At 38.5% G+C, this 25472-nt stretch carries 27 protein-coding genes and 2 tRNA genes; 11 read left to right on the forward strand and 18 right to left on the reverse strand.

Annotated features, from left to right (window positions below):
- Positions 1-43: 43 nt before the first annotated feature.
- The 8 genes from TVG_RS05730 to TVG_RS08665 form a co-directional block, all read right to left on the reverse strand.
- Positions 44-625 carry a hypothetical protein gene (locus TVG_RS05730; protein ID WP_010917325.1) on the reverse strand — a complete coding sequence of 194 codons (582 nt, stop codon included), beginning with the start codon at positions 623-625 and terminating at the stop codon, positions 44-46.
- The gene (locus tag TVG_RS05735) at positions 625-3360 is read right to left on the reverse strand and encodes a carboxypeptidase-like regulatory domain-containing protein (protein ID WP_162009544.1); all 2736 of its coding nucleotides are present in this window, start codon (positions 3358-3360) and stop codon (positions 625-627) included. The genes TVG_RS05730 and TVG_RS05735 overlap by 1 nt, the downstream gene beginning before the upstream one ends.
- A 238-nt stretch (positions 3361-3598) precedes the next feature.
- A complete protein-coding gene (locus tag TVG_RS05740) occupies positions 3599-5131 on the reverse strand; it encodes a DUF5591 domain-containing protein (protein WP_010917327.1) in 1533 nt (510 codons plus the stop codon).
- 511 nt (positions 5132-5642) lie between these two features.
- Positions 5643-6341: a tRNA pseudouridine(38-40) synthase TruA gene (locus TVG_RS05745; RefSeq protein WP_162009545.1), complete on the reverse strand. Its 699-nt coding sequence runs from the start codon at positions 6339-6341 to the stop codon at positions 5643-5645.
- A 38-nt stretch (positions 6342-6379) separates the two neighbouring features.
- Complete coding sequence (locus tag TVG_RS05750; protein WP_010917329.1) at positions 6380-7396, reverse strand: tRNA (cytidine(56)-2'-O)-methyltransferase; 1017 nt, start codon at positions 7394-7396, stop codon at positions 6380-6382.
- Entirely contained in the window at positions 7393-7899 is a 507-nt protein-coding gene (locus TVG_RS05755) for an ArsR family transcriptional regulator (RefSeq protein ID WP_010917330.1), read from the reverse strand. The genes TVG_RS05750 and TVG_RS05755 overlap by 4 nt, the downstream gene beginning before the upstream one ends.
- Before the next feature lie 257 nt (positions 7900-8156).
- A tRNA-Ser gene (locus TVG_RS05760) sits at positions 8157-8238 on the reverse strand.
- 4 nt (positions 8239-8242) lie between these two features.
- Positions 8243-8404 (reverse strand): hypothetical protein, encoded by a 162-nt coding sequence (locus TVG_RS08665; protein ID WP_010917331.1) that lies wholly within the window; start codon positions 8402-8404, stop codon positions 8243-8245.
- Between the two features lie 262 nt (positions 8405-8666).
- Here TVG_RS08665 and TVG_RS05765 point away from each other — a divergent pair, with 262 nt between their 5' ends.
- Positions 8667-9671, forward strand: a complete 1005-nt coding sequence (locus TVG_RS05765) for a class I SAM-dependent methyltransferase (RefSeq protein WP_010917332.1) — start codon at positions 8667-8669, stop codon at positions 9669-9671.
- A 261-nt stretch (positions 9672-9932) separates the two neighbouring features.
- Here TVG_RS05765 and TVG_RS05770 read toward each other — a convergent pair whose 3' ends face one another.
- The 3 genes from TVG_RS05770 to TVG_RS05775 are packed head-to-tail and all read right to left on the reverse strand — an operon-like array spanning position 9933 to position 10947.
- A complete protein-coding gene (locus TVG_RS05770; protein WP_010917333.1) occupies positions 9933-10148 on the reverse strand; it encodes an LSM domain-containing protein in 216 nt (71 codons plus the stop codon).
- A 12-nt stretch (positions 10149-10160) separates the two neighbouring features.
- On the reverse strand, positions 10161-10322 hold the full coding sequence (locus TVG_RS08670; RefSeq protein ID WP_010917334.1) for a hypothetical protein: 162 nt from the start codon (positions 10320-10322) through the stop codon (positions 10161-10163).
- 16 nt (positions 10323-10338) lie between these two features.
- Positions 10339-10947, reverse strand: coding sequence for an exosome complex RNA-binding protein Csl4 (locus TVG_RS05775; protein WP_010917335.1), 609 nt, complete (start codon positions 10945-10947; stop codon positions 10339-10341).
- Between the two features lie 290 nt (positions 10948-11237).
- Here TVG_RS05775 and TVG_RS05780 point away from each other — a divergent pair, with 290 nt between their 5' ends.
- On the forward strand, positions 11238-12392 hold the full coding sequence (locus tag TVG_RS05780) for an MFS transporter (protein WP_010917336.1): 1155 nt from the start codon (positions 11238-11240) through the stop codon (positions 12390-12392).
- Between the two features lie 23 nt (positions 12393-12415).
- Here the strand turns inward: TVG_RS05780 and TVG_RS05785 are convergent, their stop codons facing one another.
- Entirely contained in the window at positions 12416-13609 is a 1194-nt protein-coding gene (locus tag TVG_RS05785) for a M20 family metallo-hydrolase (protein WP_048054019.1), read from the reverse strand.
- Between the two features lie 85 nt (positions 13610-13694).
- Between TVG_RS05785 and TVG_RS05790 the strand changes: the two genes are divergently transcribed.
- From TVG_RS05790 to TVG_RS05810, 5 genes are all read left to right on the forward strand, one after another.
- A complete protein-coding gene (locus TVG_RS05790) occupies positions 13695-14279 on the forward strand; it encodes a hypothetical protein (RefSeq protein WP_010917338.1) in 585 nt (194 codons plus the stop codon).
- A gap of 65 nt (positions 14280-14344) precedes the next feature.
- On the forward strand, positions 14345-15733 hold the full coding sequence (gene proS / locus TVG_RS05795; RefSeq protein WP_010917339.1) for a proline--tRNA ligase: 1389 nt from the start codon (positions 14345-14347) through the stop codon (positions 15731-15733).
- The gene (locus TVG_RS05800; RefSeq protein WP_010917340.1) at positions 15733-16371 is read left to right on the forward strand and encodes an HAD-IB family phosphatase; all 639 of its coding nucleotides are present in this window, start codon (positions 15733-15735) and stop codon (positions 16369-16371) included. Before proS ends, TVG_RS05800 begins: the two co-directional genes overlap by 1 nt.
- 66 nt (positions 16372-16437) lie before the next feature.
- Positions 16438-16522: transfer RNA gene (locus TVG_RS05805), tRNA-Leu, on the forward strand.
- A 39-nt stretch (positions 16523-16561) separates the two neighbouring features.
- Positions 16562-16774 carry a hypothetical protein gene (locus TVG_RS05810; protein WP_048054020.1) on the forward strand — a complete coding sequence of 71 codons (213 nt, stop codon included), beginning with the start codon at positions 16562-16564 and terminating at the stop codon, positions 16772-16774.
- Here TVG_RS05810 and TVG_RS05815 read toward each other — a convergent pair.
- On the reverse strand, positions 16757-17695 hold the full coding sequence (locus tag TVG_RS05815) for a transcription initiation factor IIB (protein WP_010917341.1): 939 nt from the start codon (positions 17693-17695) through the stop codon (positions 16757-16759). The genes TVG_RS05810 and TVG_RS05815 overlap by 18 nt on opposite strands.
- A 9-nt stretch (positions 17696-17704) precedes the next feature.
- Complete coding sequence (locus tag TVG_RS08570; protein WP_010917342.1) at positions 17705-17911, reverse strand: Gar1/Naf1 family protein; 207 nt, start codon at positions 17909-17911, stop codon at positions 17705-17707.
- A gap of 245 nt (positions 17912-18156) precedes the next feature.
- Between TVG_RS08570 and TVG_RS05825 the strand changes: the two genes are divergently transcribed.
- Both TVG_RS05825 and TVG_RS05830 read left to right on the forward strand, forming a co-directional pair.
- Positions 18157-19134 (forward strand): NOG1 family protein, encoded by a 978-nt coding sequence (locus TVG_RS05825; RefSeq protein WP_010917343.1) that lies wholly within the window; start codon positions 18157-18159, stop codon positions 19132-19134.
- On the forward strand, positions 19115-20761 hold the full coding sequence (locus TVG_RS05830; protein ID WP_010917344.1) for a glutamate--tRNA ligase: 1647 nt from the start codon (positions 19115-19117) through the stop codon (positions 20759-20761). The genes TVG_RS05825 and TVG_RS05830 overlap by 20 nt, the downstream gene beginning before the upstream one ends.
- Here TVG_RS05830 and TVG_RS05835 read toward each other — a convergent pair whose 3' ends face one another.
- From TVG_RS05835 to TVG_RS05845, 3 genes are read right to left on the reverse strand one after another with little or no spacing between them, the layout of a single operon-like run.
- Entirely contained in the window at positions 20762-21016 is a 255-nt protein-coding gene (locus TVG_RS05835; RefSeq protein ID WP_010917345.1) for a PRC-barrel domain-containing protein, read from the reverse strand. It lies immediately after the preceding gene.
- Between the two features lie 3 nt (positions 21017-21019).
- Entirely contained in the window at positions 21020-21628 is a 609-nt protein-coding gene (locus tag TVG_RS05840; protein WP_010917346.1) for a GMP synthase subunit A, read from the reverse strand.
- A complete protein-coding gene (locus TVG_RS05845; RefSeq protein ID WP_010917347.1) occupies positions 21625-22566 on the reverse strand; it encodes a transcription initiation factor IIB in 942 nt (313 codons plus the stop codon). Before TVG_RS05845 ends, TVG_RS05840 begins: the two co-directional genes overlap by 4 nt.
- 384 nt (positions 22567-22950) lie before the next feature.
- On the opposite strand from TVG_RS05845, the gene aspS reads away from it, so the two are divergent.
- Positions 22951-24237, forward strand: coding sequence for an aspartate--tRNA(Asn) ligase (gene aspS / locus TVG_RS05850; RefSeq protein ID WP_010917348.1), 1287 nt, complete (start codon positions 22951-22953; stop codon positions 24235-24237).
- Here the strand turns inward: aspS and TVG_RS08920 are convergent.
- Positions 24202-24336 (reverse strand): hypothetical protein, encoded by a 135-nt coding sequence (locus TVG_RS08920; RefSeq protein ID WP_277770629.1) that lies wholly within the window; start codon positions 24334-24336, stop codon positions 24202-24204. The two genes, aspS and TVG_RS08920, sit on opposite strands and share 36 nt — an antisense overlap.
- Before the next feature lie 188 nt (positions 24337-24524).
- Here TVG_RS08920 and TVG_RS05855 point away from each other — a divergent pair, with 188 nt between their 5' ends.
- On the forward strand, positions 24525-25469 hold the full coding sequence (locus tag TVG_RS05855; RefSeq protein ID WP_010917349.1) for a 3-hydroxyacyl-CoA dehydrogenase family protein: 945 nt from the start codon (positions 24525-24527) through the stop codon (positions 25467-25469).
- Positions 25470-25472 lie beyond the last annotated feature (3 nt).

The following is a 25472-nucleotide window of genomic DNA, read 5'->3' on the forward strand; positions in this document are numbered from 1 at the left end:
AAAAATCAGCAAGGGGTATGCAATAAGATTAGAAAAAAATAAATTAAGTATTGACGTTCTCAGACCCCTCCTTCTCGAAGTATAACTTCGCAACATCCATATAGTTGTATATTCCCATCAGGTCCTCCAGTATTTTTTCAGTATTCTCAATGTCCTTATCTGAATACTTTGCAACTTCGTAGAAATCCAAATAAAATTCTGAGAGCTTTGCAAAACATGCTAATCTTGGTTCTGAATTTCCCAAATCCAAGCTGTCTAATCTCTGCCTTATCAATTTTCCATCAACGTAAGCCTCTTCCGAAAGCTTAATACCAAGGCTCGAAAGCACATTAATTATAAAATCTCTGTTTCCTTTGTAGTTCACGGATAGACCGAAATATTTGACATAATCATCCTTCACACTGTTGTAACTGTCAATAATCGCAGATTTTATGTCGCCTTCTGTTATTTTTTTCCTTGCCTTTACTATGACAGGGACATCACCAACAGTTTTAACTTTAATTACAGTCTTGACCTCTTCTTTAGGCTTCTTCTTTATAAACGAAAAGACTGATCTCTTCTTTTTTGGTACTGAATCAAAATTTATCTGATCTTTTTTAGTATCTGATTTCTCCTCCTCAGCCACTATATCACCTCTATCTCTGTGGTATAGTACTGAACGGTGATGTTAAGCGAGGATATTGGAACTGCCCCTTCATAGGAATTGAAATCGTATTCGAACTCTATTGATGTTCCATTCTCAAAGTCGATTATGGGCAAATTAGCATAGCCATTAGACGAGTTATAGAAGTAGGATCCCCATGGAGCAGTAATGTTCGTTAACATATACGATGCATTTATCTTGATGTTGGTAAAAGAAATATTGTGTATGTATTCAGGTACAGAACCAGATGTATCATTCCAATAGAAAACCTCAACAATATAGGGTATAGGAGAATGCGACTTGTATTCGTAATCTGTCAATGATATTTGTTTAACTTCATTCGTTACATTAAACGTTATGTTCTCCTGAGGATTCGTAGTGTTAAGGACGAAGTCTTTCTTGTACAAGGGAGTGTTATTTTCATCGTAATAATTTATGAATGGGCTAAAAGTGTACGAAGAAGCGAAGGCACCTAAGACAATAAGAGTATTTTTTACTTTCATTGAATGAAGAGCTGGTAAAAGTGAAAAACTCCATCCTATGGCTGATTCGTTTTTGATTATTATGAGATAGGGCGTCAGTGCGTTCATAGATGATGAATTTGAGTGCAAATGCACGGTCATATTGAAAGTAACGAAGCTCTTGTTCTGATACGTAAAGGTATAATTGTACTCAGGCAAACTGAAGGCGAACGATACACTTGTTGCGTTTTCAGATGATTTTGTAGGCTCGATCTGGAATGAATCATTGTTTACCGACAATGTTCTATTTGAAATAGTTTCGTTGCTTAATTTAAAATAATTAGAATAGTTATAAAGAGTAAGTCCGTAATTATATACTACTCTTTGAGAGGCATTAACACTTGTGTTCGTATTTCCGGTAATGTTAAGGCTTAAGTTCGCATAATAATCAAGAAATAGGAAGTACAGGTTGTAATATCCAGTATAACCAAAATTTATAAGCGCAGTACCAGAACTATTGGTATATCCAAGCATTCTGTAATTTTTTCCTGAAAAATTCATAAACATCTCGTATTCCAGATCTCTAAGCGGCCCGGAATTTTTAGATTTGAACAATATCCCAACTTTCACCTGTTTTTGGGCAGACAAAGTCGAAGATGATACCTGAGGGTACGATGTTAACGGAACTTCCACAGGCACATTTTCATTAATGTCGTTTCCTAACGAATTAACTGGTTTAAGATTGACAGAGAAAGTTTCATTTGAAGTTAAACTCACATTAAATTGCTGAGAATAGTATCCTACCTTGCTAATTGTTATATTATAAGTGCCTTCTGGGAGTGTTAGGTTTTCGTAGTTATTTGCGCTCATATTTTTTTCATAATAATGCCCTTCTGCAACAGTAATATTGAATGATGCAGGACCGTAGTAATCACTTACGCTTATGTTCAGGTATCTGCTCGAAACAGGGCTGAATAACAAGTTTTTGTGCGTTTGACTCTGCTTTACATATATGCTAAGGTTTAGTGGATAATATCCTGATGTAAGTATGTAAAAAACATATAATCCGGGATATTTTACTGAAACGGCATAATGACCTTCATCGTTTGTTGTGTTAACGACATAAAACTCATCACCCTCTGATTTCATAACAAATTCTATCTCTTTGTTTGATAGGGGAAACTTGAGACCACTTGAATTAAAATAGGCATAGCCCTCAATTGTATAGTTTCCGTTAGAAGAATAGTTTAAGTTGCTGGAATTTAACTGATAATTTTGGCTTGTTGCCTTACCGCCTACAAGTGGACTCTCAGGGGGCAAAGTTATGTTAACATTGCTCATATTGCTCTTAACGTAGACGTCTCTGGATCCAGCACCATATCCTGGGGCTGTGGCTATAAGGATATCGTAACCGGCGCTGACAGCTATTGAATAGTGGCCAGTCGAATTGGAAGTAACATCGAATCCAGAAAATGATACTGTAGCGTAGGGCACTGGAATGCCTATTTGATTAACTACAAACCCAGAAACGTTAAAAGCCCTCTGGCCGGATGAGGTAAGTGATATGTTCACGGCCATATTTTCCCCGGAAACAGTTACTTGTTGAGGGGACGCAATACTGGAAAACCCTGGTTTTTCAACTGCCACAGTATAAGTCCCGTTATAAAGAAGAGCTGAGTAGTATCCATCTGAATTCGAAAATGTATAAACAGAGTTCATCGAATAAAACGTTAGACCAACATGGGGGATAGATGTATTCCCATATAAAGTAAAACCACTAATTACGTATTTGCTAGATGGTTGGAAAGCAACAGAAATGTTTAGAGAACCGGATGACAAAAAATCGAAGTTATGGTATTCTACGTTATATCCTGGTACAAAAAACGCGAGTTTGGCATTTCCGGTTTTAAGTACGGTGAAGTGAAATTCCCCTTTCATATTTGTATTCGTTTGTGTAGCTAACCCATAAGCTGCGACAACGATAGGGAAATTTTCCAGAGGCTTTGATGAAGTTGCATTGTAAGCGTATCCGTTTACTTTTATCGTCGCATTTCCAGACGGAACGAAATAGGTATTGCTTATCCCGACGCTGTATTTATTTAAAGTTTGATTAGCAAAAAGCGTTATGTTTTGCTGTTCTTTCTTAATTTTTACGTGGACAGGATTGCCTGTAGGATAACCAATATTTGCGATCGAGAATAGAGACGAAAATATCACTACACCTACAATAATTAACGCAACGTACCTTGGTGACAATGTCATATTAACTCATAAGCTATATTTAAATTTTTACACGAATAATTGATTTCTGATTTTATATTAGTTCATTTTTGTCAATTTAGTAATAATTTCCATGCGTCAGACAAAATCTTGAAAAATAGATAGTATTCAGCAAAGGGGAAAAGATAGAATCTTCTAAAATAGTGGTAAGAACAAGAAGACAGATGATAACTTCCAAAGGTGGCTGTTAACATTGTTAACAGAAATCGTAACCTTACCTAACCTTAACGGCAATACCCTTTTTAAGTTCCATCATTGCCCTAGCATTCATCTTTGCTATCCCAACACCCCTTATCTCACCAGAGTGTACAAGGACTACTTCGTCCTCCTGCCTAATATCATCAGTAGCATCTCTTACACCCATAGCATAGACATTTGACGTGGGCTTGAAATCATCTATCTCAACCAGGAATCGCCCATTTTTAACGAACATCTCGGCAGATGCTTTGTTTATGGTGAATTTACCAAGCCGTTCGTTATAGACGAAGAGTATTTTCCCATCCTTTACTATCATATCCTGATTATAGTTCCTTCTTAAGCTGTATCCATTTATCAATGGAAGGATCCAAGACCCAAACTGATACTTTAGTACGGATTCATACTTAGCCTTCTTCTGATCTATTGATTTGGATGCAAATTTCTCTTTTTCAACTGTTTGCCTTAGCTTTGAGAGGTTAGATGATTTAAATTCAATGAACTCAGTATCATAGGGTATTGAATCCGTTATAAACTCCAAGTCATCCGGCACGAAAGCTATCACTTTACGATACTTATTCCTCGACATATAGGATCTCAACATCCTTTTCATCATAACTTTCTCATCTTCATACCAGAGACCGATAACTGGAATGTCGTAGAACATTGCTGGATAAGTTTCTTCTAAATCCCTTGGCACCACGCCAAGGGGTGAGGTTACGATGATCTCATGTATGTATTTACGCAAGTCGGATAAAGAATTTATTACTTTTTGGTGACTCTTTGATTTTGAGTATGGTTTCTTAGCAGAACATGGGAGTATGACAGCAACATCAAGGTCTGGTTTCTCATAGAGATTGGCTACGTATTCCCTATATCGCACTATGTCCGGTCTATAAAGATCCTCGATTGTGTTTGCTTTTATATAAGGAGTCCTTGACGGGAATATCTTTTCGTACTCTTCATAGTAAGAATAATCTGCAATCCTTATCATTTCAGCTGCTTTACTTGATACCAAGTTTTTCTCCACGATGTCTCTCAAAGTACCATTCATAATACTGTCCTTAATTACGTTGAGCATAGATCTGACAAAATTCATATTGTTCTCAGTTTGATCTTCATTTGTGCGCCTTATCCCATACTGAGTGAACTGCAAACCATTTATGCCTTCTATTCGAAAATACGCATCGTCAAAGAACGACACCCCAAGATATACAAGTGCCGGTATTGAATATGGGTCAGGGAGGCCAGATAGATATATGAGCTTTGAAAAGCCATATTTTTCGTGGACATTCATTATGATGCTGACTAGATTCTTTGGCCTCCTGATCAATTCTGCGCCATTTGGAATAATAACAAAAGATTCAGTTTCTACTATCTCCTGTTTTATTTGGGATGGGTATATGAGCATTCTATCAATTTCTTCCCCCATAAAATTTAATTTTCCATCATTTTCCACGAAGTCTGTCTTTACGTTGATAACGTATGGATACTCTATACCATTAATACTGCCAGCTCTGGAGTAGCCGAATATTCCTGTATCCTCTATCATTTTAAACCATATTATTATAATATTATTTAACCTTCCTTTTATTTTGCTAATTGTAAATTTTGGATTCCAATTGACAATGATCTTAAAAAATAGAACTTTGCCCCCTAAGAGATATGACTTAAGGGGGAGGTCCATTTGTTATATCTCTTTGCCTTCATTGCGATAATCTATGTGGGGCTTAGAAATATATTGAAATATTGTTTTTGCTGCCTTAATTTATGGATTATGGAAGTCAATCTTTTGAGCCTTCTTTCTATGATGTGTTGACAATAACGATGAAATCTTCCAGTTCGAAATTGCATTTCGCGATTGTTCAATGCCGGAAAAATTATTGTTCGTAGACGGAGAATCTTACGGAGTATCATCAACAGCTAAAGAGTAATGTTATGAACGATTACGACTCCTACAATACATAACGTGTTCCTAAATAGCCTTTCTGATCGTTAAGATTATGTCGTGAAGAGAAGAGGCAAGAACCGACAAAACTTATGCTAGTGGAGTATCACCATTTTCAACCCAGGACATTTTTAAGAACTATGTAGGAAATAAGAGACTTTTCCATCATAAGCCGTTGCCTCTTTAATCCATTATTCAAAGGCTTAAACGATAGATCCTTGTAAACTATGTCCTTGAGTATCAGGTTTTCGGGGGGTGCTATGTGGCTATATATGTTGGATACAGAGAATGGATCTATTTTATTTCCTCTAAATTCGAGTATAAAGGCTAACATACGCCTCACTTGGTTCCACAGGAAACTTTTAGCTGAAAATTCAAGGACCACACCGAATGATTCCCTATGGCATTTCACTTCATCTATACTGCGCCAAGGATTCCTTGTGTCCTTCTTTGAGAATTTTGAAAAATCATGGAATCCTAAAAAGCCACTGGCTGTTACCATTAAGGAATCACACTCTGTTTCTCCAGGAAGCATATACATATAGGTTTTAGTATCGCAGTACCTTGGGTTCCTGCCATGCTCAACCTCAGCGAAACTGTGCACGAAGACGTATTCGTTTTTCGAATTAATTATTCCAGCTATATCTTGAGGTCGCCTTTCTGTCTCTATATAAAACACGTTAGACAGCGCAGATACCCCTCTGTCAGTCCTGGCAGCAGTCTTGATGAGGGAAGGCGAATTTAGATTCAGGGCTTTGATTATTGTATCCTCTACACTTTTGACTCCATTACCACGCTGGTAACCAGTGAACATATAACCAATATACCCGAATTTAAAAAAATAAGCGTGCGTCATATCTCGTCCATGTCCTGGCCTATTACCGTTGACAAGAACTTATGAAGCTTTGCTATCCTCTCTGCAGCATCTTCTAATCCTTTCTTTCTGTAGTTATCCACGACTTGCTGAAGTTTCAACCTTTTGTCTCCAGCAAAGAGATTGTCGGCATGTGCGACTATCATCTCCTCTATGGTCTCAGGAACGTAATTATCCGGGGGGAGTCCAAGCTTAACCGCCTCTTCACTCTGAATGCCAGCACCGATGTGCTTCTCCACTATTGATACTACTCTGTCATCTATTCCCTCCCTCCTTAGGATATCCGCCCCTACTACGGCATGTGTTATTCCCTGGACTTGCGTCCGCCCTATGTCATGGAGCAAAGCTCCGGCAGTGACTAGATTTATATCAGCGTTTGTTTTTTTAGCTATTGCTACTGCCAGTTCTTTTACAGACTTCACGTGGTTTATCAAGTAATCACTAGCACCGTATTTATAAAGAAGATCTAGGCATCCTTGTTCATCAGGTATTATCTTTACTTTCTTTCCCCTCTCACTTGGATAAACGTTTATCTTGCCGGTGAACCTCCAATTCAATTCCTCTCCATCATAAAAGCGATCGAGGAATATGGCTAGTGCCGAGACTTCACTTATTGGTTGATTTGTAACTGAAACGTTATAATCTGCAATTTCATAGGCTTCAAATGGAACCTTTTCCGAACCCACAAGTATCATAACATCCTTCTTGCTTTCCCTTATTTCTTTAACAACGTCTTCCAGCGGCCTCCCATACATGGTGAGGTGTACTCGGATTCCTTTAAAATTTCTGAATTCCCTTTTCCAGTCAACTCCGCTCTTTATAAAAAAATTCCCTCCAAAGTTCTCGACTACCTTGTTTATCGTTTGTTCGAGCGTTTCATCTTTTTCATCTACCAATATCGAAGAAGCACCGAAGGCCCTGGCAGTTAAAGCTACGTGCGTGGTTATACGTTTATCTCTAAAAGGACGATGATTTATTCTCAATACGGCGATCATTCAGCACCGGAAGCTAGTTCAATTTTATAACCCTTTATCTCAAGTATACTTGAGCGCTTCACTATGCCTCTTATAAGTGTTTGAGAGATGTTCAGTGCATCAGATACGTCTCCAAGAAATACGCTTCCGTCATCCTTCATTAATGCCTTTATCTTATCTTCGTATTCCTGGAGCTGATCATCAGATAGCGTTGCTGCATATATTATGTCTGCAAGTTCACTAAGTGTACCCATAAGATTGATTTGAACGTTAGTATAATAGGTGTGATACGCCTTTTCTGGACCATTTGACCCAGTAATCCATTGAGTTTCTATCATTTTTATCTTATCGAGGTACAACAATGCCCGCCTGCCTTCCTTACCATACTTTTGCTCTATCGTAGGAAGGGTGATCCAGCCAGTGGAGAGGTCTAGCAATAACTTTCTTTTAATATCGCTATCGGCTGCATGAAAAATTGAGACCAGCTCGCCTGGATCATTTACAACTTTTATCCTACTTACCATAATATTTGGGATATGTTAAAAAAAGATTTAACCTTTTTTAACTTTTATTTTGTTCTCGAAACATTCTAAACCCTATAAACTCTTGAAAAAGATCCAAATTCTGCAGATGCCCATAATTAATTTCCTAAGTTAAATTAAATAATTCATAAGAATGGCTTGTGAAAATAACTCACAACTTCATTAAATTACATATGCCAAATTATTTAGATCACTAACGAAATTCTCAATATCACTTATATCAAAGTACTATCGTTCAGCGCGGGGAGTGGGATTCGAACCCACGCTCTCATACGAGAAACAGCTTAGCAGGCTGCCGCCTTACCACTGGGCCATCCCCGCTCACTCATTGGCTGAATCTTTCCTGGAGGTCATTGGCTATCTGCTCTAGCATCTCTTCAAAGTCTTCGTTTTCAAACGTGTATATTTCTCCATTTGGAAGTATTATCTTTGCATAATATGTATCTCCATCCTTAGAAACTTCGACCTGAGCCAATTCATCCGTCATACTCTCGCTGTGTTAATGTTACAGGTATATTATACTTTTACGCATGTGAGTTGTTATTTTAAGTTTCTTTCCTTGGCTTGCAGATAAATTTAAATGTGATAAATTCCATGAAATGTCTATACTTTTAAGGCAATAAAACAATAATTTCTTACAAAGGAATATAGCAAGAAAGATCCGACCTTCAGCGAGGAGAGTATGTCAGACAACTCTCGTTAAATTTTAATTTATAGGAAAACATCTTGGATCGCTGAAGTGATAATAAGTGCCAACATCGCTTGCATGCGTGATAGAAGCGCCAATGGCCAATGAGATCATAAGAAGGCTGATGATCGAGGATTTAATTAGAAAAGACTTAAAGATAAAAAAAATTGAAAATGAAATATTCATACCAGTCAAGGATGGCACAAATCTACAACAGTGCCGCATAGTATACTCCGATTTCGATGAACGCCATTACGAAAATATAAAACAAACTATGGCAAGTTTTATAAAAAGAAATGGTGGTGATGAAAGATCGCTTCCTGATAAGTGGATAAAGCTAGGGGACGCGATTTTCGTTAAGGAATTAATTGATCAAACTACCTTCGAAGCATTCGAAAGATTTATGGGTGTTAGGCGTGCTTATCTGTACGAATCAGTAAGAGGGGTTGAGAGAATACCAGTAGTGAGGCATCTTTATGGATTGAGAGGAGAAATTAGACATGTAGAAGATGGCCTGACTTACTTCTTCGATCCTGAGAAGATAATGTTCTCGGCAGGCAATACTAACGAGAGAACTAGAATAAGGGAGATGAAACTAGATGGCATGACTGTCCTAGATATGTTTGCTGGCATAGGATATTTTACCCTTCCAGCTGTTAAATATGGCCACGCAGAACACACTGATGCATGCGATATAAATCCAGAAGCCATAAAATTTCTCAAGAAAAACCTCAGCGCAAATGGAATTTCTAAAAGTGTAAAGCCTATTTGTGGAGATGCTAGAATTGCATGCCCAATTAAAGCTTACGATCTTATTATAATGGGAAATTTTAAATCTATAGAGTATTTGCCAGCGGCGCTGATAAGATCGAAGGCAGGAACCAAAATAATACTACACCACCTAGTTTCACAGGAAAGGCTATCTAAATTTATTTATGATCTGGAAAACTATTGTATTTCCCTTGGATACTTCACATCAATACAAGAGTGGCACATTGTCAAGTCTTATTCACCGAAAATGTTTCATGTCGCAACAACACTTGAAATTTTGAAAGTGCAGGAATAAGACCTAAAAAATGTATCTAATTTATTCAAAATAGACAATTAATTTTATATAAAAATACATATAAATAACAATTATACATATACGGCTGAACAAAATAGAGTCTTTCTAATAGTTTGGTAAAGTAATTATCCTGACTATTATCGAATTATTTGAAGTTTTAATACATCTAGCCCAAACCATAATTCAAAACCTCTCATGAATTGAACGAGGTTTACAAGCGAAATTTAAGTTAACACGTCCGAAGCTTAACCTTAAAGTATCTTATTTTGGAACTATCCTTACTACGTTGCTGCCCCTGATTACCACAGTTCCAAGCTTTCTGGAAACGTTTTCGCTGTTCTCGTCTACGTCATCGAGAACCATGTTCATATAATCGTCATATCCTGTCAGTGTTCCCTCCAAAACCCTATTGTCCTTTAGTAGCAGCGATACTCTTTTATTCACACTCTCTTCCAGTAATTTCATTGGCATTATCATTTTTACCACACCTCAATTGTATTCATCATCATCAAAGTTATCATCACGACTCATTATAACTTGAATAAGGCCTCTTAAGACTTCCTTTACATCATCAAGCTCTTTTCTCATAGATTTTACTTCACGGTTGAGAGCCTCGACTTCCTTTATCTTTTCTTCATTATTGTACTTCATCCTCTAACACCTTCTTTTATCTTCTCTTTCCATTGGCCTTAACCTGATTCTGTATCCTGTTTTCGTAATTGAATATGTCGACGTTTCCGTAGTCATCCGCCATCTTCCTTATTTCGGTTCTTTGACAGTTTTCGCAGTATAGCGTTATACCTCTCTTTACTAACGGCTGTCTGCATCTTAAGCAGACCGCGCTAATTACACCATAGTGATTGCCGTTAATAGATATCTCCGGGAAATCTCCGGTTCGAATGACATAACCCCTTATCAGATCCCCTATTGCAATAAAGTCGCTCTGCGGTCTTCTGGCAATGCCTAGGGAAAGCTGCATCTCTTCATCAATTTCCCTTAGTCCCAGACCTTTCTGGAAAGCACCAACTATCCTCACTATATATCTGTGTTGTTCACCCTTTACAACCTGCCCATATACTATATCTCCTTTTTTCAAGGTGAACTCCTTTTTTTGTGTATCTACAGATATCAACAGATTTATATCATCCCTAATTATCTGGCCAAATTTTACGGCTATGATTTCGCCGTTTTTTTCTTCCGTATTTTTTCCTGGCAGGTATTCCTCTGTTGTTGCAATCATATCCCCCGGAAAAGCTACTTTTTTGTCGTCTTGCATGCTGATTCCTTTGTATTAGTTTTAGCCAGGTACTGGCTATATCCACATATAATTGTACATATTTAACCTTTTTCACCTCTAAAACAACGCGTAGAATAACTGAGGGATTTAGTCTATTTACCGCCACAGGGATCGGAATTAATATATCAGCACATAATATGCACCATCAAGATGATATTTGTGCTTCCGATCCGTTTTAGCGCGAGAATAGCCTCGAAAGGAATTGAAATGCATAGGCCAGGCCTAAATTCCCGATCCCCATTCTTTTGTGGTGAAGAGGTAATGTACAGTTGGTCGGTTATCGCTTAAAGTCCTATACCATAATATCATCGAGGGCGTTCTATGCACTAAATTGGTTTGATATTGCTCCAGCTTTAAAATATATAAATACAGCACTTGATCTTGGTCTCATAAGAATTGGACTTGTGACCACTTCATTCTACATCGGCCTAGCTTTGTTCCAGCTGGTGGGTGGATCTCTAGCCCATAGGATAGGTAATTTGAAGGTATCATTTATAGGACTCACAATACTCGGCACTTTTGGTATCACGTCTGGGCTTTCAAGCAACTTCCTTGAGCTGGCCATTTCAAGATTTATGGCTGGTGTTGGTTCTGCATTGTTCTTTTCTCCTGCACTTGGAATAATTTCCGATATAGTACCACCAGAGAAATACGGTTCATATGTCAGCATATATAATGGTGCGTTCAGTTTTGGTGCTGGAGCAGGGATATTTGCATTCGGTTATTTTGACACAATTATTGGATGGAGATTATCTCTAATAATAGGAGGCCTTCTCCTTTATGCATCAGATATTGCCATGGTTATTGCACTGCATGGAGAAGAGCACAGGGCCAGAGGACCCCTTAAAGACCTGGCAGTAGTTGCTAAAAACCCAGTAGTATGGATACTTCCAGTCCTTACAATAGGAAGCGCAATTTCTGAAACTATAATGGGCCAGCTCTTTGTTTATTACCTTGAAAGGTTTAGATATGTTCCTGTTGTGACAGCGTCAGCAATAGGTTCTTTCTTCCTTTTTTTCGGATTGCCGGGCGGTTTTATATCAGGGATGATGATAAGAAAATACCAAAGCAAATACGCTGTTACAGGATTTTTTATCATTCTGGCTTCCATCTTTTTCATGATACCTTACGAGTATAATTTTGCAGAAATACTAGCCAGCGTAGCTTTGTTCAGCGTTCTATCAATCTACGGCTTCTCGTATTTGTACACTGTTACAAGTTTAGTAAGTAAAAAAGCAGTATCGTTTTCACTTTCAATAGTTAATTTTGTACAGATGATTATAAGCGCAGCCGTTCCTTACGTTTATACTTACACCATCGATTCAAGTTCCATTTACTATGCGTGGTATGTTATGGGGATAATATCCCTCATTCCCTCATTATTCATACTTTATCTCAAAATAAATATTTCGAATAATAAATAATGTTATGATTCGTAAACTAAGTTCTAGGACGATAGCATATCCTCTATAACATCCCTGTCCATAAGTATATGCGATATCAAGCAGAACTCATCTGGTTTATGTGCATTTTCTTCAATTGTAGTATACCAAACAACGGCTGGAAGGCCCAGTTGCCTGAAAAAAGCTGCACACGTTCCGCCGCCAATGCCTAACACATTAGGTTCTTTCTTTCGAAGTTTTCTTATCGATGACACTAATTTCTTTACGACCTCCGAATCTTCTGGAGTTTTGGGTGGAGACTGTTCTTTTTGCATTACGCTATACTCAATCTTAGCATTGCTTTCCTTCTGGAAATCTGAGATCTCGGCTTCTACTGTAGATATGACATCGTCCAATGAATATTGGGGTAGAACGCGGCAGTCGTAGTAAAAAACGTCGGTTCCTGGTATGGTGTTGATGTTATCGACGTTCTTTTCGTGCTTAGTCGGCTCAAATGTTGAGTAAGGAACGTTGTAAAGTTTATCTATGGCAGAGTATTTAGCGTGCAGCGTTTTGTCCAATTTTAGAATAAACTTGGCAGATTCCCTAAATGAATTTATGGCATTTGGAGGCATGCTAGCGTGGTACTGCTTTCCTATAACCCTAAACTTCAGCCAAAGTATACTTTTTTCGGATATCTCGATATTAAGACCATCCTCACTCCCGGCATCAGGCACGATTATAAGATCGTCTTTTCCAAATACGTCTTTTGTCAATAGATATTGTATGCCGTACTTGCTCCCAACTTCCTCATCTGCCACAAAAGCAATACCGAAGTTATAATTCATCCGGATTTTCTTCAGATCCCTCAAGATCAACAGTGCAGTAAATACGGCCTGACCATCATCTTCAGTACCTCTGCCATACATCTTGTCTCCTTCAACCGTCAATTCGAAGGGTGGCTTTGTCCACAGCGAGGGATCACCAACTGGCACAGTATCGATGTGGGCTATAAGCCACAGTGTTTTTGAGTTGTTTCCGATCTTCAAGACTATATTTGATCTAACAGTACCTGTGTCGTCCTTCGTATCATACCTCTTAAAATCTGTGTAGCCAAGTTCTGAAAGTATTCTACCTATTTCGTCTGCCCTTTTAGATTCGCCCTCGCCACCAGAAGCTGGCGATATGGAAGGTATCCTTATTATTCTCCTGGCTACCTCTATTATAAAATCCCTATCTTCCATTTGATATAGATCCATAAAATAGTATCGCAGTGAACCATTAAATTTTTCTTTGAAAAAATTAATGCATCTAATTTTTATCTTGGGATATCATTCTGACACGATGGATCAGGAGAGGCTCTTTATCTACCAGGCATCCCTCTACGTATTGGGATTCTGGATTATAGAGCTAATGGCCTCTCGTCTTCTCGCCACCTTCCGATTCTATTATCACATATCGTTCTTGCTGGACTATTTAGATTATCTACTTTACGCACTCCTATTCGCGCTGCTGCTATCCTCTAGTTTTCTGCTAAAATCAAAGGGCTTGCGTGCATCGGCTATATTGATTTTAGTCTACTTCATGCTCCTAACCTTAAAATCAATTATAATATCTTTCTTTCCTGATCCTGAAAAGTTGCCCTTATTGTTGTACGGATTCATCGGCCTAATTGCGCTTGTTCTTAGCCGTTTTTTTGCCATCTTCTATTACAAGGGAAGCGCCTCAATAATCCTAATTTCATTATCAGGTCTAATTGCCTTATCTTACAAGTGTGCAGAGCTCTTTTCGTTTAATTTTCACCACATTAGACCTGAGCTAGGGCTAGCCGTATTCTATATCTATAACGTACTTGCAATTATAGCCGTAATCCTAGCTATAATGAAAGTTCGATCAGATTCATTAAAAAGAGATGGGCAGGAGATTTAGAGATCAAGAATGCCAAGTAAAGCGTTCTCGAAGGAATTATATATTGATATTAAATCCAACTGAAAATGGAAAACAAAAAGGAAAACTTTAGCGAATGGTACAATGAGATAGTGACCATTAGCGACCTCAGCGACAAGAGGTATCCGATTAAGGGTATGAACGTGTGGCGTCCATACGGATGGAAAATAATGAAGCTTATAGACAACATAATAAGAAATGCCGTGGATAAACATTCTTTTGATGAGGTCAATTTTCCAGTTTTGATAAGTAGGGGCATGCTCGAGGTGGAGTTTGAGCATATAAGAGGATTTGAAAATGAAATTTATTGGGTAACTAAGGGAGGCAAGGAAAAGCTCGAGGAAGAGCTGGCTTTACGCCCCACTAGCGAATCTGCTATGTATCCAATGTTTTCACTCTGGGTAAGATCCCATGCCGATTTACCATTGAAGATTTACCAGATAGTAAGCGTGTACAGGTATGAGACAAAACATACCAGATCATTCATCAGAATAAGAGAAATCCACTTTTTCGAGGCCCATACCGCTCACGAGAGTTATGAAGATGCTGAAAAACAAATGGATGAATACAGGATCATATGGACGGAAATAGCAGATGCCCTTTGCTTACCGTTTTTGTATGATCAAAGACCAGAGTGGGACAAGTTTCCTGGAGCTATGTACACTATAGCCTTCGATACAGTCATGCCGTCTGGTAGATCTTTGCAGATCGGTACAATTCACCAATACGGAACTAATTTTTCCAAAAATTATGACATAAAGTATCTGAAAGAAGACGGTACCTTCGAATACGTACATCAGACAACGTTTGGCATGAGCGAAAGACTTCTTGCGGCAATAATAGGAATACATGGTGATGATAAGGGATTAATACTGCCCCCTGCAATAGCCCCAATACAAGTTGTTATAGTTCCCATACCAGGAGAAGGTGTAGAGAGGTATGCGAAGGACATCGAAACTACATTGAACGGTATCGGGATTCGATGCCACGTCGATAATAGAGATAACTACACTCCTGGCTATAAATACAATGACTGGGAGATGCGGGGAGTGCCTTTGAGGATTGAGGTTGGAGAAAGAGAGCTGAAGGAAAAAACAGTTACATTAGCTGCAAGAAATATAAGAGGAAAGAAAACAGTTCAACGGGAAAAATTAGTATATGAAGTACCGGACATGCTTGACTTGGTAAAGGAAAAAATTACGGAAGACGCTAAGAAAACGTTTAATTCGCTAGTTGTAAGCGCAAGTTCACTGGATGACTTCAAAAAGGAGGGTCTTATTAAGGCCTTCTGGTGTGGATCAAAGGAATGTTCCGATAAGATAGAAAACGAAACTGAAAAATCTGCCCTCGGCTTCAATTTAAACAACGATGAAACAGGAAAATGTATCGTTTGCGGTAAAGCGGGAAAATTAGCTATATTTTCTAGGTCGTACTGATGATAATCGATGAAATATCTCTATTTATTTTAGACATGGACGGTACGCTTACCCTGGAACCAAGCAGCTGGGACTATGTTCATAGAAGGCTTGGGATTAACAACCATTCAGTTACCAGGTTATATCGAAACAGATACATAAACTATTATTGCTTTTTTCAGAGTGACATCAAAGCCTGGCTTCACAAATATCCTAACTTAAAGAAAGAGAAGGTAGTTGAATTCCTCAGGGAAGTTCCGATCCGGCATGGTGCGGATGAGCTAATAAATGTGCTTAGGAAAAATGGCATAAGGACGGCTGTAATTTCAGGCGGTATATCATGGCTCTTCGATATTATCTCGGAGAGATCCAAGATCGATTACAACTTTTCAAACGAGATCTTCACTGACGAATACGGGTATATTGTTCCAGAGGGGAAAGTAAGAGTTATACCCGAAGAAAAGGATTTGGTTGTCAGGAAAATACAAGAAGAACTCGGCATAGGTAAAGATCAGACTGCTTCCGTTGGAGACGAAATGGAAAACGATCGAATCCACAGGTATTCAAAATACAGGTTTATAATCTCAAAAAAAGCAAGGGATAATTTAATCCCTATTCCTTCAGGGGATCTAGAGGATTTATTAAGAATTCTAGAATAGTTAAATCAATCAAGAACTTAAAGTTGAGGAAAATTAAAGAACCATATTTCAATGACAGTCAAGAGTGCAGAGGTTGCCGAGTCAGGTCAAAGGCGGCAGACTCAAGATCTGCTTCCGTAGGGATTCGCCGGTTCGAATCCGGCCCTCTGCATCCAATAGGATTTAATAAATTAGGATAAGTGTTAATGCAATGAAAGCTGTACTAAACTTAGATGTTCCAAATTGCAAAAAATTTATGGAAGTGTTAACTCCCGACAACTATGGATCCATATCCATGGATTGTATAGATCACAAAATAAGCATTACCGTAGAAGAAAAACCTTCTACTCTTTTCAACGTGCTTATAGATATTGTAACTTCTTATGAAATATATATAAAAATATCTTCACTGTTCGACGTTTAGCTTAAGTTTTTCGGTGAGTTCCTTGTACCGATTTCTTATTGTAACCTCGGTTACTCCAGCAACCTCAGCAACAGCTCTCTGTGTTCTCCTTTCACCCGTTATCAATGAAGCTATGTATATTGCAGCAGCAGCAACACCAGTAGGGCCTTTGCCCGATGTTAATCCGACATTTTCAGCATCCCTCAATATCTCTAGCGCCTTATTGCGTGTATCCATAGATAGCTTTAGCTTTGAACAGAACCTGCTGATATAGTCCTCGGCCTTAGACGGCATTATGTTAAGCTTCAGGTATCTGCTCATTATTCTGTAAGTTCTGCCTATTTCCTTCTTTTTGACTCTAGTAACTGAGGCGATCTCACCTAGGGTCCTTGGCACATTTGTTATTCTGCAAGCTGCATACAAAGCACCAGCGACCACACCTTCTATACTCCTTCCGCGTATCATATTTTGTTTGACGGCCTTTCTGTAAATTACAGCTGCAGTTTCCCTAACATCATTCGGTATACTCAGATTAAAAGCCATCCTCTCTAATTCCTGCAAAGCTTGGGATAAATTCCTCTCAGCAGCGTTGGAAACCTTTATCCTCTTCTGCCACTTCCTTAATCTATAGAGCTGTGCCCTGTTCCTTGTTGGTATAGATCTCCCATATGAATCTTTGTTTTTCCACGAAATATCTGTAGAAAGTCCTTTATCGTGTATCGTAAAGGTCATTGGAGAACCGGCCCTAGCCCTGCTCTCATTCTGCTCTGAATCGAAGGCCCTCCATTCCGGACCCTGATCGATGTAAGAATCCTCAATAACTGCACCACATTCGCCGCATACAAGTTCCCCGTGCTCGTAATCTCTTATCAGATTTGTTGAACCACATTCTGGGCATCTTTCAATCTCTTCTATCTTCTTTTTCTTTTGATTCTCAACCATATTGCCACCTCAATTAATGTATATTTCGTCCTCCTGCAAATCAGGCTTATCAAGGCTGACTAGACCGTACGACTCATCAACTGGGCCCATTACCTTAATAAGATAGCCTATCTTCTGGCCTTTCGAGTCATAAACTTTCGTATGAATATTCATCAGCCCGTCTAATTTAACTACCATTTCTCTACCTTTTACGCTTACTACTTTACAGGAGTGCATTCTAAATGATGTAATACAAATAAATATTTAAATATTACGAAATTTTTTTAAGATATCTTATTTTCATATTAAAGTATTCATATCAGATTTTGTCCGTCGATTTTACGATATCGGATTAGATATTCTTAAATTTTTCCTAATAGTATTTCCTTAGTCCTCTTGATGCTGTAGTTAGCGGAAATAATAATGCATCGTCGACCTTTAAGCGATGGAAAAAGTCTTATTCAGACTGCTATTGGTGGTTAATGACAATGCAGTTTAAAATACCTACTGTGCTGAGAAGCCAGGAAATAATTGATAAATCATTTTCAAGGGCAAGCAAGATCGAAGAACCTTATTTTCCAGATAAAGTAGAAAGAATAAAAAAAGAGGTGCAGGATCGGATATCCGCTATAGAAAGTATTTCTTGTTCCCATCTCGATAAATTGGTTAAAAGATTTCCATCAATAGAGAGAATGCATCCATTCTACAGAAGTCTTATAGACCTTATGTTTGACGTCGATCAGTATAAAATTGCGCTATCGAAGGTAGATGCCACTTCTGCAAATATAAAGAGAATTAGCACAGAATATATTAGAAAGTTAAGGCCGGTTAAAGACGTAGGAAACGCTAATCAAATAATGCGTGCCTACTATGGCAGGTTTGCCTCTTTAATCGAGGATTTAAACGAAACGCTACTATTTCTTGGAAGATGCCGTGACTACATAAGGAAACTGCCAGAAGTTAGAACCGATCTCAAGACCTACATTATAGCGGGAATGCCTAATGTTGGGAAAAGCTCGCTCCTCGCATCGTTGACTACAGCAAAGCCAAAGATCGCATCCTACCCTTTTACAACAAAGAACGTAATTATAGGCTATAACGAATCTGGTTCCGAAAGGATTCAGTTTATTGATACTCCAGGTATACTTGATAGAGATTTTTCAGAAATGAATGAAATTGAAAAAAATGCCATTCTTGCCATTCGTTTTATAGAAGGTAAGATCATATTCCTGTTCGATTATAGTACAGAATCCCTATACACAAGAGAACAACAAGAACATCTGTACGAACAGATAAAGAACAATATTAATCCGAATATCATTAGGGTACAGACTAAGCTGGATATAAGTACAGAAAAGGTTGAAAATATTGCGATTTCCGTAAACATTGAAAGTGGTCTGGAACCATTGAGGAAAATAATATTCGATGGAGGTGTCATAGATGTACGAGGAAGAAATTAAGAAAATTGCACTCTTAAATGCATATCAGCACAATGGTAAGGCGGAACTTAAATCTGTTATCGGTAAAGTAATGGCAGAAATAGCAGATTTACGAAAAAACCCTAAACTTGTTTCAGAACTTGCTAAAGCCGCAGTAGACAGTGTAAATTCAATGAGCAAGGATGATATAGTTAACATAGTTGAAAAACAGTTCCCTGAGGCATTAAAAAAGGACAAGAAACCTGAAGAACACAGGCTGCCAGATCTCCAGGGCGTCAACGGACATGTGGTTATGAGGCTTGCACCGTCTCCATCAGGGCCTCTCCACATAGGCCATACCAGGATGGCTATTCTTAACGACGAATATGTCAAAAGATATGGTGGGGACCTTATACTTCGTATAGAAGACACAAATCCAACAAATATTGATCCAGAAGCTTATGCTATGATTCCAGAGGATCTAGAGTGGCTAGGGGTAAACGTAACGAAAACAGTAATACAGAGTGAAAGATTCGATCTATACTATTCTGTAGCAAAGAAACTTATAGAAAATGGGCACTTGTACATTTGTACATGCGATAGGGAAGAATTTAAAAGGAAAAAACTGGCCTCTATTCCATGTAAAGACAGAGATAACCCTCCTGAAACTAACCTGTATCTCTTCGAGAAGATGCTTGATGGGGAAATAAAGGCTGGAGCTGCAGTCGCCGTTATGAAAACAGATTTGAATCATCCTAACCCATCTGTTAGAGACTGGATCGCTTTCAGGATAATTGATGCAAAGCATCCTAGGACAGGAGATAAGTATAGAGTTTTCCCAATGATGAGTTTCAGCGTGGCAGTTGATGATCATTACCTTGGCCTTACGCATGTACTCAGGGGCAAGGATCAGTTGACGAACACTGAAAAGCAGAGGTATGTCTTCGAATACAATGGCTGGAATAAGCCATATTATTACCATTATGGCATGATAAGGTTCCCAGGAACCAGACTTAAAACCTCCTTAATGAAAAAAGGAATTCAGGCCGGACAATATGATGGGTGGTCTGACGTCCGACTTGGAACTGTGCGTGCAATGGCTCGCAGGGGCTATCAGCCTGAGACCTTTAGAAGGTACTGGATTAACTCTGGTCTACGGGAAATTGATGCAGTATTTTCATGGGAGATCTTTAATTCTTTGAATAGGGAATTCGTCGATCCTAAGGCGTACCGTTTTTCCTTTACAAAGGACCCAGTAGAAATAAAAATGGAAGGTTCTAATGGTCTTACTGCAAGGCTACCATATCACCCAAGCCATCCAGAGTATGGTGTAAGGAAATACGAAATTGGCGATACAGTTTATATATCAAAAGGAGACGCAGATAAGATCGCAGACGGAGAAAGATTCAGGCTAAAGGACTTATGCTACGTTGTAAGGAAAGGGGATAGGTTTCTGTTCGATGGCACTGAGATGAAAGAAAAGACAAAGATAATAAACTGGTGTCCACCAAACTCAAGGGAGTTCCAAGTCCTAAAACCTGATGGGTCTATTGACAAAGGACTCATAGAACCTGCTTCTAAGGGCTATAGAGGCATATCGCAACTAGAACGCTATGGATACGTTAACTTCTACGATTCTGATGAAAAAGCCTACTTCACCCATGACTGATCAAATATGCATCAGATCTGGAAAAGACTTTAATATTATTATATCCCCTATTGATCTTACGTAATTATAAGGTATAGATATTGGATCACCGTCCTTTACCAATTTTTCATTTGTTTTGGCGATAAAAAGACCGTGAACAACGTTATTATCAAAGTCAAGGATCACGTCTGATACCTGACCAACGAATATGCCTTTATTCGTATAAACATACTTTCCCCGCAGGTTCTCTATGGTATAAGCTTCAAATGAACTCATAAATTATTTATTGTTTACGTTATTAATTAATTTTTCTTTATGCTGCTGGCAAATTGCAATAAAATTTTTGAAAATCTCCCGGCCAAATTGAGTGTGCTCTACCTCGGGATGAAATTGAACGGCGTAGAGAGGTTTATGCTTATGATAAAATGCCTGCACTTCGCATGTTTCAGAAGAGGCTGTGAGTACAAAATCAGAGGTAAGGTTCTTGATTTCGTCGTTGTGATTCTCCCACGCTATTATATTCTCAGGCAAGCCAGCTAACACATTTGCAGGTTCGGATATTTTAACAAGGGTTTTTCCGAATTCCGGATGTTTGGCTTTGACGACCTGTGCACCGTAATGAAGGGCTATAAACTGAGCACCTACGCAAATACCGAATACTGGGTAATCGTGATCCTCTATGTACTCGCCGATACTACCGAGCTTATCCATCTCTTCGTCAATGTTTGGGGCGCCACCGGACAAAACCAGACCGTCAAGGCCATCCAATTTGCGGGACTCTATGTCATTCGGTACTATCTCAGTTTCAACTCCTAGTTCACGTAGTACTCTCCATTCCCTGTGAGTCCATTGGCCGCCGTTGTCAACCACGTATATCTTCATAATCATTCCGATATTGAGATGTTTAAAGCCTTGCTGATCTCTTTATACCTATTTCGTATAGTGACCTCTGTAACACCAGATATTCTAGCTATTTCCTTCTGCGTCCTAGGCTTTCCGACCTTGACGGATGCGATGTAAATTGCAGCTGCGGCTATTCCTGTGGGCCCTTTTCCAGACGAGATTCCCATCGACATGGCCTGCCTTACAATATCTTCGCTAATGACAATAGCTTGTTTATCCAGATCGAGCTTATTGCAGAATTGAGCTATATATGAGAAGGGTGTTGTCGGCCTTAAGTTTAGATCGAGTTCCTTTGCTAGATGTCTATACGCCTTTCCTATTTTCTTCTTATTTACTTCCGATGCCTTCGCTATTTCATCTAGAGTCCTCGGAATGTTAACCTTTCTGCAGGCTGCGTAAATAGAAGCGCAAACTATGCTTTCGATACTCCTTCCCCTAATTAAATTCTTCTCTACAGCTTTTCTATAAATCAGAGCTGAGGTCTCCTTAATATCCTTAGGAATACCAAGCTTAGCACCGATGTCGTTAAGAAGCTGCAATGCAAGTGAAAGGTTCCTCTCTGCTGCATTGGACACCCTTATCCTTTGATGCCATTTCCTTACCCTGTAGATCTGAGCTCGATTCTTATGTGGTATTCTCTTCCCATAGTAGTCCTTGTTAGACCAGGAAATTTCAGTGGCTAAGCCTTTATCATGGCTCAAGTACGTCATCGGTGAGCCTGTTCTGGCACGCCTCTCATCCTGATCAGAATCAAACGCTCTCCACTCAGGGCCCTGATCTATAAAAGAATCCTCAATCACAGCCCCGCAATCTGCACAAATCAGTTCACCATGCTCATAATCCCTTATCAGGTGTTCCGAATGGCATTCGGGACACCGCTTCGGTGCTTCGCTTTCTATAGCCATTTTATCACTATAAGGCATCTACATTCTAAGCTGTATTTAAACTTTTTTTATTTTTAATTATTCGTTGATAATATACATCTTTTCATTTCAACCTATTATATTGTGAGTCTGTATTAACAATTGTATAAGTAATCTGATTTTATTAACCATGTATAACTTTATTAATAAGTTCCAGACATTTGTGCCTCGATACATTTTAACTTTTCACTATACGATCAATCCGATATAAAAATAACTTGTTTTTCTCAAATTTCTATACTAATAATTGCATATTTTAAAAGAGTTACTAAGACAAATTTCGGAAATTTGATTCGAAATTCAAAGTAGTTACGATGAATTACATTTTACGGCATCCAAGATATGAGCTGCGATATTTTAATAACAGTCTTGCCATCGGGATTTATGCCCAGAGTCTACATAGGTTCTTTAAGAGAACTTAACCATAATGATAATGTTGAGATATATGGCTGGCTGCAGGACCTAAAACTCTTAAAAAACGTATCTTTCCTTATAATGAGGGATAGAACAGGTACCGTTCAAGTAACCTTCAAGAATACTCCAGATATTGTAAATTTATTAAAGGAACTTCCCAGAGAAAGCGTCCTAAAGATATCTGGAAAGATAAATAAGAAAAGCGTCAGCAAATCAGGACTCGAAGTATCAGGAGAAAGCGTTGAGGTATTGAATAGATCAGAACGTCCACTTCCACTTCCTGTTATAGATCCTGTACAGGCAGATTTAGAGACTAGGTTGAACAACAGGTTTATAGACCTGCGGAAAAGAGATGTTAGTTCAATATTCAACGCAGAGAGTTCCATTCTCTGGGGTATAAGGGAATTCCTACATTCACAGGGCTTCATAGAGGTCCACACCCCAAAAATAGTTGCAGCAGCAACAGAAGGAGGAGCAGATCTATTTCCGGTAAAATACTTTGAAAATGACGCCTACCTTAATCAAAGCCCACAACTATACAAAGAAATACTTATGTCATCTGGCTTCGAGAAGGTGTTCGAAGTTGGCCCGGCATTTAGGGCCGAAGAACATAACACAACTAGACATTTAAACGAATTCACATCTATTGATATAGAGATGAGCTTTGCTGATCATAACGACGCAATGCGTATTCTAGAAAACGCTGTCAAATCCGGGATAGAAAACATGATTAATGAAAACGGCAAAGATCTCCAGGAGAACGGCATAAATATAAGTATACCTGAGATACCGTTCCCAAGAATTACTTACAAAGAATGCATAAAGCTTCTTGAGAAGGAAGGCCTTGAATTTCAGTTCGGCAATGACTTTTCTCCCGAGGAACTTAGGATAATAGGGAGGAACTTTAAGGATTTCTACTTTATAACAGAGTGGCCATCATCACTTAGGCCTTTTTACACTATGCCAAATAGAGACGATCCAACAATAACAAATTCATTCGATCTGCAGTACAGAGAAGTAGAAGTTACTTCAGGCGCGCAAAGGGTACACGATCCAGACTTATTATTAAAAAGATTTAACGAAAAAAAATTGAATATTGATTCATTTAAATTCTACATTCAAGCTTTTAAATACGGTATGCCCCCACATGCTGGCTGGGGGCTCGGCCTTGAAAGACTCACCATGATTGTTCTTGGCTTAAACAATATAAGGGAAACCACCTTATTTCCTAGGGATAGAACCCGCATTATTCCTTGATCTCCTATCTTTCCTATCTTCGTCAAAGACTAACCTATCCATGTCATCGGACGAGCCAATTTCGTCCTTTAAGATGTCGTTCAGCTTCTTTGAGCTCATCGCTAGCCAATAATTATTACTAAATACTCCTATATTAATTTTTCTTATGACAGAAATTACTTTTCGTCTTATGCACAAATAATGTCTATATACTTCTTAAATAGCTAGATACTTCATTAAGAAACTTGTAGATATGGGTATATTTTGCCTTCTGCACAAATATTAATTTTCTGAAGCAATACCAGAATATGAGCATAAAGAAAGTTGGTATTGTAGGCGCTGGCACCATGGGTTCTGCCATAGCCGAAGTCTTTGCATATAATGGATACAATGTCATCCTCAAGGACCAAACTATTGAATTGGCTGAAAGGGGAAGGGAAAACGCCAAAAGGATCATAGAAGGATATGAAAAAATTTCCAATGAAAAGGTTAAAAAAGAAATCACAAAAATAGAAGGATATGGAATTAAACTTACCGAAGAACAAAAGTCCTCTATAACAAAATCACTTTCCGTTAATGTTCCTGTAAAGGAAGTTGAAGAGAGGATCATCGTCACATCTAAAAACGACGAAATGTCGGATTGTGATCTTATAATAGAAGCTGCATTTGAAGACCAGGCAGTTAAAAACCAAATATTCAGGGAATTAAGTGATTTTTCAAATAATGCGATAATTGCATCAAATACCTCTTCATTAAGCATAACAGAGATGTCTAAAAACCTCAAAAAACCTGAAAATGGCATCATCATGCATTTTTTCAACCCACCCTATCTGCTCCCCTTAGTGGAGGTTGTACCTTCCCTTTTCACCAGCAACGAAACCCTAACCGCTGTTATGGATCTGCTCCACGGAATGAAGAATCATAGAGAAAATATGGTTCCTGTGCTTGCAAAGGAGAGAGAAGGCTTCATAGTTAATAGACTACTGATTCCATTTATAAATGAGGCTTCAAAAATGCTGGATTATGGCATAGCCACAGAGAAGGATATTGATATTGCTATGAAGAAGGGAGCTGGCTTCCCAATGGGACCGTTCGAACTAGCCGATATGATAGGCATTGACGTTGTAAAAGACGTTATGAACGTGTTCGAAAAAACTTATGGAGATCAGTATAAGACAAGCCAACTGATAAGAAGAATGTCGGAAGCAGGCAAACTAGGAAGGAAAACAAAGGAAGGCTTTTATAAATATTAAAAA

The sequence above is a fragment of the Thermoplasma volcanium GSS1 genome (assembly GCF_000011185.1).
GTDB classification, from domain to species: Archaea; Thermoplasmatota; Thermoplasmata; order Thermoplasmatales; family Thermoplasmataceae; genus Thermoplasma; species Thermoplasma volcanium.